The 10,319-nt window shown below is 67.7% G+C and carries 11 protein-coding genes and 1 pseudogene; 4 read left to right on the top strand and 8 right to left on the bottom strand.

Going from position 1 to position 10,319, the window contains the following annotated elements; all coding sequences use genetic code 11:
- The 4 genes from J7024_RS34895 to J7024_RS34880 form a co-directional block, all read left to right on the top strand.
- The coding region (locus tag J7024_RS34895) for an ABC transporter permease (RefSeq protein ID WP_234745906.1) at positions 1 to 953 on the top strand (953 nt) is incomplete at its 5' end.
- 42 nt (positions 954 to 995) lie between these two features.
- Positions 996 to 1,406 (top strand): group II truncated hemoglobin, encoded by a 411-nt coding sequence (locus tag J7024_RS34890; protein WP_124827592.1) that lies wholly within the window; start codon positions 996 to 998, stop codon positions 1,404 to 1,406.
- Between the two features lie 102 nt (positions 1,407 to 1,508).
- Entirely contained in the window at positions 1,509 to 2,240 is a 732-nt protein-coding gene (locus J7024_RS34885; RefSeq protein WP_124827591.1) for an alanyl-tRNA editing protein, read from the top strand.
- Positions 2,237 to 2,854, top strand: coding sequence for a DUF924 family protein (locus J7024_RS34880; protein WP_199568481.1), 618 nt, complete (start codon positions 2,237 to 2,239; stop codon positions 2,852 to 2,854). Before J7024_RS34885 ends, J7024_RS34880 begins: the two co-directional genes overlap by 4 nt.
- A 101-nt stretch (positions 2,855 to 2,955) precedes the next feature.
- Here J7024_RS34880 and J7024_RS34875 read toward each other — a convergent pair whose 3' ends face one another.
- The 8 genes and pseudogenes from J7024_RS34875 to J7024_RS34840 all read right to left on the bottom strand — a co-directional run.
- Positions 2,956 to 4,857: an ArnT family glycosyltransferase gene (locus J7024_RS34875; RefSeq protein WP_124827589.1), complete on the bottom strand. Its 1,902-nt coding sequence runs from the start codon at positions 4,855 to 4,857 to the stop codon at positions 2,956 to 2,958.
- 228 nt (positions 4,858 to 5,085) lie between these two features.
- Positions 5,086 to 5,847: an SDR family oxidoreductase gene (locus J7024_RS34870; protein ID WP_124827588.1), complete on the bottom strand. Its 762-nt coding sequence runs from the start codon at positions 5,845 to 5,847 to the stop codon at positions 5,086 to 5,088.
- Between the two features lie 16 nt (positions 5,848 to 5,863).
- The gene (locus J7024_RS34865) at positions 5,864 to 6,445 is read right to left on the bottom strand and encodes a TIGR00730 family Rossman fold protein (RefSeq protein ID WP_124827587.1); all 582 of its coding nucleotides are present in this window, start codon (positions 6,443 to 6,445) and stop codon (positions 5,864 to 5,866) included.
- Positions 6,442 to 7,197: a TetR/AcrR family transcriptional regulator gene (locus tag J7024_RS34860; protein WP_124827586.1), complete on the bottom strand. Its 756-nt coding sequence runs from the start codon at positions 7,195 to 7,197 to the stop codon at positions 6,442 to 6,444. Before J7024_RS34860 ends, J7024_RS34865 begins: the two co-directional genes overlap by 4 nt.
- A gap of 181 nt (positions 7,198 to 7,378) precedes the next feature.
- Complete coding sequence (locus J7024_RS34855; protein ID WP_124827585.1) at positions 7,379 to 7,915, bottom strand: diacylglycerol kinase; 537 nt, start codon at positions 7,913 to 7,915, stop codon at positions 7,379 to 7,381.
- Entirely contained in the window at positions 7,912 to 8,946 is a 1,035-nt protein-coding gene (locus J7024_RS34850) for a glycosyltransferase family 4 protein (protein WP_124827584.1), read from the bottom strand. The genes J7024_RS34855 and J7024_RS34850 overlap by 4 nt, the downstream gene beginning before the upstream one ends.
- 30 nt (positions 8,947 to 8,976) lie before the next feature.
- Entirely contained in the window at positions 8,977 to 9,915 is a 939-nt protein-coding gene (locus tag J7024_RS34845) for a UDP-2,3-diacylglucosamine diphosphatase (protein ID WP_124827583.1), read from the bottom strand.
- Positions 9,916 to 10,185: 270 nt separating this feature from the next.
- A pseudogene (locus J7024_RS34840) lies at positions 10,186 to 10,319 on the bottom strand (RDD family protein); the annotation flags it as partial.

Here is a 10,319-nt window from a genome sequence, read left to right as displayed (position 1 = left end):
TTCAGCCCGACCAGCGCGACGACGTCGCGACGTGGCTGCTCGCACACGGAGTGCGCGATGCGGTGCCCGCGCCGATGGTGCGCGGCCGGCTCGTCGCGATCAATGGCAAGCCCGTGAACCCGGACGCGTATCCGTCCGACGAAGCGCGCCGGCTCGTCGATCGCGAATTCAACCTGTCGTACACGACCGAGTTGCCGTCCGACAACCGGATCGTCGCCGGCGACTGGTTCGGCACGTCGGCCACGCCGCAGATCTCGATCGAGGCCGGGCTCGCGAAGACACTGAAGGTAAAGCCGGGCGACGTGCTGCGCTTCGACGTGACCGGGCTGACGGTCGATGCGCCGATCACCAGCGTGCGCAAGCTCGACTGGGGCACGTTCCGCGTCAACTTCTTCGTGCTGATGCCGCCGCCGGTGTTGAAGGATTTCCCGGCCGTCTACCTGACGAGCTTCCATCTGCCGGCCGATCGGGCGGCGCTGCTCGACCCGCTGATTGCGCGCTACCCGAACCTGACCGCGATCGACGTCGCGCCGATCCTCGCGCAACTGCAGCGGATGATGCTGCAGGTGGTGGGCGCCGTGCAGTTCCTGTTCGCGTTCACGCTCGCAGCCGGCGTGCTCGTGCTGTACACGGCGCTTGCCGGCTCGCGCGACGAGCGCGTGCGCGAGGCCGCGCTGCTGCGTGCGCTCGGTGCGTCGCGCGCGCAGGTCAATGCGGTGCAGCGCGCGGAATTCATCGTCGTCGGCGCGCTGGCAGGTGTGCTGGCATCGGCGGGCGCCATCGCGGTCGGCTGGGTGCTTGCATCGCGCGTGTTCGATTTCCGGCTCGCGGTCGATCCGTGGCCCGTGCCGGCCGGCATTGCTGCCGGCGTCGCGTGCGCCGCTGCGGCCGGCTGGCTGAGCCTGCATAATGTGTTGCGGCGCCCCGCGCTGCAGTCGCTGCGCGACGCCTGAGCGTCGCCGGCGGCCCCGAATATCCCGTTTCCGATTATCCGTATGACCGATGTGAATGATGATGCGCCGTCGCAGCCGACGGCGTTCGAGCTCGTGGGTGGCGAAGCCCGTGTGCGCGAAATGGTGGACCGTTTCTACGACCTGATGGACCTCGAGCCCGAGTTCGCGGAGATTCGCGCGCTGCATCCGGCGTCGCTCGATGGCTCGCGCGACAAGCTGTTCTGGTTCCTGTGCGGCTGGCTCGGCGGCCCCGACCACTACATCAGCCGGTTCGGCCATCCGCGGTTGCGCGCACGGCACCTGCCGTTCCCGATCGCGTCGGTCGAGCGCGACCAGTGGCTGCGCTGCATGGCGTGGGCGATGGAGGACGTCGGGTTGCCCGAGCCGCTGCGCGAGCGCCTCATGCATTCGTTTTACGACACGGCCGACTGGATGCGCAACCGGCCCGGTTGATCGACCGGTACGCTGCTGTCCGGGCGCCGGACGATTTGGTCTTGGCGTCCGTCCGGTGCGGCGCGACACTGACCGTTTCCCCATCGATACGAGGCTCGCCCGATGACGACCCAGGCACTGTTTCGCGAAGACGCCTACCTTACGCAATGCGACGCCGTCGTCGCGGCCGTCGGTGATGACGGCATCCGGCTCGACCGCACCGTGTTCTATCCGCTCGGCGGCGGGCAGGCCGGCGACAGCGGCACGCTGACGCTGTCCGACGGCAGCACGATCGCGATCGCCGACACGCGCAAGGCGAAGTTCGACGGCGCGACGCCCGACGACGCCGTACACGTGCCCGCAGCAGGACAGGAGGCGCATCTGGCGGCGTTTGCGCCCGGCGCGCGCGTGGTCGCGGACATCGACTGGCTGCGCCGTTACCGGCACATGCGGCTGCATACGGCCGCACACCTGATGTGTGCGGTGCTGCCGTATCCGGTCGACGGCTGCAGCGTGACGGCCGACTACGTGCGGCTCGATTTCGCGACGTCCGAAGCGATCGACCGGCAGGACGTCGAACGCCGCCTCGCGGCGCTGGTCCACGGCGCGCATCCGGTCACGACCGAATGGATCACCGACGCGGAGATGGCCGAGCGGCCCGAACTGGTGCGCACGATGAGCGTGAAGCCGCCGATGGGGCTGGGCCGCGTGCGGCTGCTGCGCATCGCCGGCGTCGACTTGCAGCCGTGCGGCGGCACGCACGTGCGCAATACGTCGGAGATCGGCGACCTGCGGGTCGCCAAACTTGAAAAGAAGAGCGCGCGGACACGACGTCTCGTACTGGAGTTTGCATGACGAGCGACACCCTGACGGATGGCGCCGCGGCGCTCTATCCGCACGCGCGCGAGATTCTCGATTTCTGGTTCGGTGTACCGGATTCGGCCGAGTTCGGGCACGCACGCAAGATATGGTTCAACGGCGGCGCGGCGTTCGACGACGTGCTGCGCGTGCGCTACGGCGCACTGCTCGACGCCGCATGCAACGGTGCCTGCGACCGCTGGGCCGGCTCGCCATCGGGCGCACTCGCGCTGATCGTGGTTCTCGACCAGTTTTCCCGCAACGTTCATCGCGGTACGCCACGTGCGTTCGCTGCCGACCCGAAGGCGCTGGCGCTCGCGCGCCGCGTCGTCGCGGCAGGATGGGATGCGCAATTGCCGAGCGGCCATCACCGCGCGTTCGCGTATCTGCCGTTCGAACATGACGAGTCGCACGAGAGCCAGCGCGAGGCCGTGCGTCTGTGTGCGGGCATTCGTGACGAAGCGGGGTGCGAGAGCTATCACGACTTCGCGTTGCGGCACGCGGCCGTGGTCGAGCGCTTCGGGCGATTTCCGCACCGCAACGCGATTCTCGGCCGTGCGTCGACCGATGAGGAAACGGCATTTCTGCGCGAGCCCGGTTCGTCGTTCTGACGAGCGGGGCAGCGGCGGGGCAGGCATGAAACCGCGTTCGCTCGGCGAATGCGGGGCTTCTGCCGAAAATGACGACGGCGCCCGTGGGGCGCCGTCTCGCGTTACGGTGTCGCGGGTTCTTCAGGCGTGCGCAAGTACACGCGCAGCAGTTCCTCGTCGTCGCCCGGCCGCGCGCCGGTCCAGAACAGTTTCCATTCGCTGCCGGGTGCGGGATCGACTGCCCGCACGCCCTGGACGATCATCCACGTGCAGCGCGTCGCCTTCGCGTCGTTGATCGGCGTGTGCTGGATGCCCGAGAAGTAGTACAGCATCGGCGCTTCCGACTCGCCGAGCCCGTGCAGGCTTGCCATGCAGTCGCCGTCGTTCCATTCGAGCGCGAGATGCGCGTTCAGGTCTTCGAATACCGACCGGTAGCTCTTCGCGACGTCGAGCCACGGCAGCAGCAGCGTGTACACCAGCCCCCACGCGACCAGCGCGCCCGCGCCCCACGACAGCGCGCCGCGCCACCGGCCCGTCGTGCGCAGCTTCGGCAGCAGCCACAGCCAGCCGACCGTCAGCACGAGCGCGCCGATCACGAACCCGGGCACGATCGGCATCGTCCAGTCGAGCGGCAGCCAGCGGCCGAGCAGTGCGAGGTTTGCGTGCGATGCGCCCGGATCGGCCATCACCGCCCAGATCACCCACGCGAGTGCGACGACGATGCCGAACAGCAGGCGGCTCAGGTAATCCCACGCGAGATGCAGACCGCGCGGCAGCCGCTCGATCGCCTGTGCGGCGACCAGCGCGAGCGGCGCGAAGAACGGCAGGATGTAGAGCTGGCGCGAGGTCGCGGACACTTGCAGCACCGCGAGGCCGATGCCCGTGAACAGCACGGGCAGGGCGATGCGCGGCGTGCGCCAGTCGCGCCAGGCGCCGCGCGCCAGCGCGACGATCGCGAGCGGCGCGACCGGGAAGCCGACCAGCAGGAACGCACGCAGGATGAAGAACGGCTTGTCGTTTTCCGCGCCGAGTTGCGGCACGGAGAAGCCGAAGAAACGACCCACGTTGTTGTCCCAGAACCACGTCATGAACAGCGTCTCGGAGCGCAGGAACAGCGCGGTCGGCCAGATGAGCGCGAACGGCGCGCACACGAGCGCGGCGACGCCGAGCGAGCGTGCGAACGCGCGGGTGCGGCAGGCCGGGTAGAGCACGAGCACGCCCGTGAGGGTGGCCGCGAACACGAGCGGCACGAACAATCCTTTCGCCATCAGCGCGATGCCGACGCCTGCGCCGAAGATCGGCGCGGCCCAGCGGCCCGACGGCCGCACCGGCAGCCCGTGCCGCATTTGCTGCGCGCGCGCGACGTGCTGCATCACGAGTTCGAGCATGCCGCAGAAACCCATTGCGGTGCCGGCGAACAGCGCGACGTCCGTCATCATGTCGTGCACGTGCTTGATCACGACGAGCGTGCCCGCGCTCAGCACGACGGGGCCGATCACGCGCAGGTCGAGCCAGTTGTCCGCGCGGTTTGCGCTGCGCGCCGCGCGCGCGATGAAACCGAACCCGAGCGCCGCGAACAGCGCGCTCGCGAGCCGTGCCGCGTCGTGCAGCGGCATTACGCGCTGCAGCAGCCACGCGAGACTCGTCGCGACCCACGCGTAGAGCGGCGGTTTTTCCATGAACGGCAGGCCGGCATTGGTCGGCACGACGAAGTCGCCGGTCTCGAGCATGTGCTGGATGATGCCGAACGTATAGGTCTCGTCCTGCTTCCACGGATCGTGGCCGAGCACGCCCGGCAGCGTGTACGCGCAGACCAGCGCGGCGACCAGCAGCCACGCCTGCCAGCCGAGCCGGGCGACGCGCTCGCGCGCCGCATGCGTTGCGGCAGCAGCGGGGCCGGCCACGGCCGGCGTACCGGCGGCATCGAGCGTCGCGCCGAAGTCGGGATCGGCGGCCGATCGGGCATGATGAGCCGAAGCGGGCACGGACGTGCGTCGCCGGCCGGGCGCTGCGGAACCTGGCATGGAAAAGATCTCGGTCGGGTCAAGCCGGTCCGGCGACATGGGCCGGGACCGATAAGGGTCGCGTCGAGGCGAAATGACAGCCGGATGACCTGGCTGTTTGACTTGGCGCTAGTAGAGCACGGAATTGTTACTGATGTTTACTGAAACTGTCACGATATTGTGGAGATTTGTGGTGCCGTGACGACGGATTGTTTCAGTGGGCGATTTTTACCGCCCGGCGGGGGGCGGTTAGCGGCCGCCGCCGACGTCGAGCAGGGCGCCCGTCGTGTAGGACGCCGCGTCGCTGAGCAGCCAGACGACTGCTTCGGCGATTTCCTGCGCGTCGCCCGCGCGGCCGAGTGGCGTCTGGGCGCCGAGGCGGGCCGCCCGGCCCGGTTGGCCGCCGCTCGCATGGATCTCGGTCTCGATCAGGCCGGGGCGCACCGCGTTGACGCGCACGCCGTGGGGGCCGAGTTCCTTCGCGAGGCCGATCGTCAGCGAGTCGACCGCGCCTTTCGAGCCGGCGTAGTCGACGTATTCATTCGGCGAGCCGAGCCGGGACGCGATCGACGACACGTTGACGATCACGCCGCCGCGGCCGCCGCGGTCGGTGGACAGCCGGCGGGCGGCTTCGCGCGCACACAGATACGCACCGAGCACGTTGGTGTCGAACATCCGCCGCAGCCGGTCGACCGGCATGTCGGCGAGCGGCATCGACGGTGCGACGATACCCGCGTTGTTGACGAGCGCATCGAGGCGCCCGAATGCCGACGCAACGGTGTCGAACATCGCGATGACGTCCGCTTCGTTCGCGACGTCGCCGGCCACGATGCAGGCGCGTGCACCCGCGTCGCGAACGGCCTGCGCGGTCAGTTCGGCCGCGGCCGCGTCGCGCGCGTAGTTGATGCCGACGTCCCAGCCGCGCGCGGCGGCGAGCACGGCGGTCGCGCGGCCGATGCCGCGGCTTGCGCCGGTGATGAGGACGGCCTTGCGATCGGACGGTGCGGTCATGGGCTTCCGATGAGCGTTACTTGGCTGCGTCGGGCGCCCACTTGTCGCGGGCGGGCGGCTGATAGCGGCGCAGCCGGTCGATCAGCGCGACGGGTTCCGACTCGACGCACAGCGCGTCGAAATAGGCCGGGCGCATGAAGCCTTCGTCGACCGTATGACGCAGCAGCGCGATCAGCGGATCGTAGAAGGCATCGATGTTGTACAGCGCGACCGGCTTGCGGTGATAGCCGAGCTGCGCCCATGTATAGACTTCGAACAGTTCCTCGAGCGTGCCGGCACCGCCGGGCATCGCGACGAACGCATCCGAGAGGTCGGCCATCATCTTCTTGCGGTGGTGCATGTCGGGCACGACATGCAGCTCGGACAGCCCCGTATGGCCGACTTCCTTGTCGACGAGCAACTCGGGGATCACGCCCACGGCCCGGCCGCCGACCGCCATCACCTCATCGGCGATCACGCCCATCAGGCCGACGCGGCCGCCGCCGTAGACGAGCGCGAGGTCCGCCTCGACGAGTGCTCGGCCGAACGCGCGCGCGGCGTCCGCATAGACCGGCCGCACGCCGGACGACGAGCCGCAATAAACGCAGACTGCCTTCATTGTTTGGTGTCCTTCGCGGCGGGCCTGGCGGCGACCGGGCTTCCCGCGGCGCGCGGGGAACCATCGCGCGGCGGCAGGTAGTCGGTGAATTCGCGCTTGGGCAGCTTGCCGGAGACGAGATCGTCGAACAACTGGCGGGAGCGGCCGCGCAGGTACGGCGCCATGACGGAGATCACGTGCATGCTCACCTGGTGCAGTTCTTCGCGGATCGCATCCTGATCGTTGTATTTGCGCGGATGCATCACGTACTGATACGACAGCCAGTACGTGGAGATCACGGCCATGTTGGTGGCGATGACTTCGATCTCGGCGGGCGTCGCGACCATTTCGGCGTCGGAGACGAGCAGCTCGCACATGTCGTGCGCGAAGCGCACCTTGTGGCTGATGATCTGCTTGAAGTGCGTCTCGAGCGTGCGGTTGCGTGCGAGCAGGTCGTTGAGGTCTCGATACAGGAACCGGTAGGTCCACATGAAATCGGCCATGTACTGCAGGTACGACCAGGTTTCGTCAATCGTCGGACGGTGATCTTCGGGAAAGCGCAGCCGCCGTTCGATCTGCTGCTCGAACTGCGCGAAGATGCTGTTGATGATGTCGTCCTTGTTGCGGAAATGGTAGTACAGGTTGCCTGGACTGATTTCCATTTCCTCGGCGATCGTCGTGGTCGTGACGTTCGGCTCGCCGATCTCGTTGAAGAGTTTCAACGACAACTCGAGAATCCGTTCGCGCGTGCGGCGGGGAGGTTTCGCTTCCATGTCGTCCGGCCCTGTGTGTGCCGGACTGGCGGGCGCTGCAATCGATGCTGCGAGATTCGTCCGGCGCGGGTTGCTGTTCTAAGTCTAGCGGACGATTATAAACCGCGGTTTCCTTACATCGGGCGCATTTCGTCATTGCAAGGCGGACGGCGCATGGTGCGCCGCCGCATGCGGGCGCCCACTAGAAGCCGAGCCAGTGCGCGACCACCGGGCCGAGCACGAAGCCCCACGTCGTCACGCACGCGAACAGCGCGACCGTGACCGCCGCGCTGCCGAGGTCCTTCGCGCGCTTCGACAACTCGTGGCGCTCGAGCGAAATGCGGTCGATCGCGGCCTCGACGCTCGAGTTCAGCAGCTCGACGATCAGCACGAGCAGCACCGCGCCGATCAGCAGCGCGCGCGATGCGGCCGGAACCGGCGAGAACGCGCCGATCGGCAGCATCACCGCGGCGAGCGTCAGCTCCTGGCGAAACGCGCTCTCCTCGCGGATCGCGACGCGAAAGCCGTTCAGCGAATGCTTGAGCGCGTACCACGCGCGGGTGATGCCGCGGTGGCGCTTGTACGGGTTCGGTGCGAGCGGCGCCAGACGATCGTCGGGGCCGAGCGGCTCGTGCGGATGCACGTCCGCGTCGGCGTGCGGCTCTTCTTCGTCGAACGGCCGATGCGGTTGCGCCGCGGTGGCAGGGGGCGGGGTCTTGTCGTTCAGGTCTCGTTTCAAACGGCGGCACCTTCGGCGGGCGAGTACGCAGTCTTCGGCAGCGGCTTCAGATGCGACGCGAACTGCTCGGACGCCGCGCGCCACGAGAAGCGTTCCGCCCATGCACGCGCGGTTTCGCGTTCGATCTTCAGCGCCTCGAGGCAGGCTTCCTGCAGGTCCTCGTGCATCGCGCCGGCATCGCCCCCGCCGAGCACGTCGATCGGGCCCGTCACGGGGTACGCGGCAACCGGCGTGCCGCATGCGAGGGCCTCCAGCAGCACGAGGCCGAACGTGTCGGTGCGACTCGGAAACACGAACACGTCGGCCGCAGCATACACCTTGGCGAGCTCGGCTTGCGACAGGACGCCGAGATAGTTTGCTTCCGGGTAGCGCGACTTCAGTTCCGCGAGCGCGGGGCCTTCGCCCGCGACCCATTTCGAGCCGGGCAGATCCAGCCGCAGGAACGCCTCGACGTTCTTCTCGATCGCGACGCGGCCGACGTACAGGAAGATCGGCCGCGCGGTATTGAGCACCTTCGACTCCATTGGCCGGAAGATGTCGAGATCGACGCCGCGCGTCCACAGCACGACGTTCGTGAAGCCGAATTTCTCGAGGTCCTGCTTCACGACCGGGGTCGGTGCCATCACCGCGAGCGATGGCCCGTGGAACCAGTGCAGGAAGCGGTAGGTCGCCGACAGCGGGATGCCGAAGCGCGCCTGCACGTATTCCGGGAAGCGCGTGTGATACGCGGTCGTGTACGGCAGCTTGCGGGCGCGCGCATAGCGTCGCGCGGCGAGGCCGAGCGGGCCTTCGGTCGCGATGTGCAGCGCGTCCGGCGCGAACGCGTCGATCCGCGCACGCAGCTTGCGATACGGCAGGATCGACAGGCGGATCTCGGGATAGGTCGGGCAGGGCAGCGTGCGAAATTCCAGCGGCGTCAGCATTTCGACCCGGTGGCCGAGCGCTGTGAGTTCGTGCGTCGTGCTCTTCAGCGTGCGCACGACGCCGTTGACCTGCGGTTCCCACGCGTCGGTGACGATCATGATCTTCATCGTGGCATGTGTCCTGTAAGTGGGGTTGTGTCAGGCGGTGGCCTTGGCTTTGCGCGACGGGGCTGCGGTCGGCGCGGTGTGCAACGCTGTCCAGTAGACGATCTTCAGTTCGCCTTCCATCGTTTCGACGAGCGCGGAAAGGCTTTCGACCCAGTCGCCGTCGTTGCAGTACAGCACGCCGTCGATATCGCGGATCTCCGCCTTGTGGATGTGTCCGCACACGACGCCGTCGCAGCCGCGGCGGCGCGCTTCGTCGGTCATCACGGTCTCGAACTGCGAGATGAAGTTGACCGCGTTCTTTACCTGGTGCTTCAGGTACTGCGACAGCGACCAGTACTGGAAGCCGAGGCGGCTGCGGATCCGGTTGAACCAGCGGTTCAGCACGAGGATCAGCGTATAGAGCGTGTCGCCGAGGTACGCGAGCCATTTGGCGTGCTGGATCACGCCGTCGAACAGGTCGCCGTGCACGATCCACAAACGCTTGCCGGCGAGCGTCGTGTGAAATGCCTCGCCGCGCACGTGGATGTCGCCGAACGCGAGGTCGCAGAACTGGCGTGCGCCTTCGTCGTGATTGCCGGGGATGTAGACGACCTGGGTACCCTTGCGCGCCTTGCGCAGGATCTTCTGCACGACGTCGTTGTGCGCCTGCGGCCAGTACCAGCCCTTCTTCAGTTGCCAGCCGTCGATGATGTCGCCGACCAGGTACAGGTATTCCGAATCGTTGTGGCGCAGGAAGTCGAGCAGGTACGGCGCCTGGCAGCCGCTCGAACCGAGATGGATGTCGGACAGCCAGATGGTGCGGTAGCGATGGGTGGACGAGTCGGGGTCGTCGTGCCGCGTGGCATGCACGGCAGGGGACTCATCCGACGGCAGCGCGTCGGTTGTGGCCGATCCGGACAGGAAGGCGGTGGCGGCGCGGGCGCCGAGCGGTTGACGGAACAGGGAGGTCGCGGACGTTTTCTGGCCCATGCATGACTCGCGCCGGTTGACAGTACAGGCATTGCGCCATGCGGGTGTGACTGTGCCGTGACAGTCACGAGACGTTCTTATTACCGCCGTTGCGGCATGTTTAGCAGTGAATGCTGAAACGTTGCGTAACCTGCCGAACCGACGGATTTTTCATTGACGGGCAAGGCGCGCGGGGCGGCCGCGCAGGCATTTTCGCGGGTTGTCTGCAGATGGATGCGCGTCGGCGGCCGCAGCGGTGCGGGGTGCGCGATGCGTCGGCGCGTGAGCAGGTCAGCGCGGAATGGCGACGATGCGCGTACGGGCGATACGGTCGTGCGGGAACTGGCGATCGCCGTGCAGGCGGGCCGCGCCGGCCCACGCAGCAATCCATGCGGCGGTGAGCGCGAGCGTGACGGGCACCGACA

The organism is Burkholderia sp. WTPI3 (genome assembly GCF_021483755.1).
Taxonomy (GTDB): Bacteria; Pseudomonadota; Gammaproteobacteria; order Burkholderiales; family Burkholderiaceae; genus Burkholderia.
The sequence above is the reverse complement of the archived record's forward strand: the minus strand, read 5'-3'. Positions and strand labels throughout refer to the sequence as shown.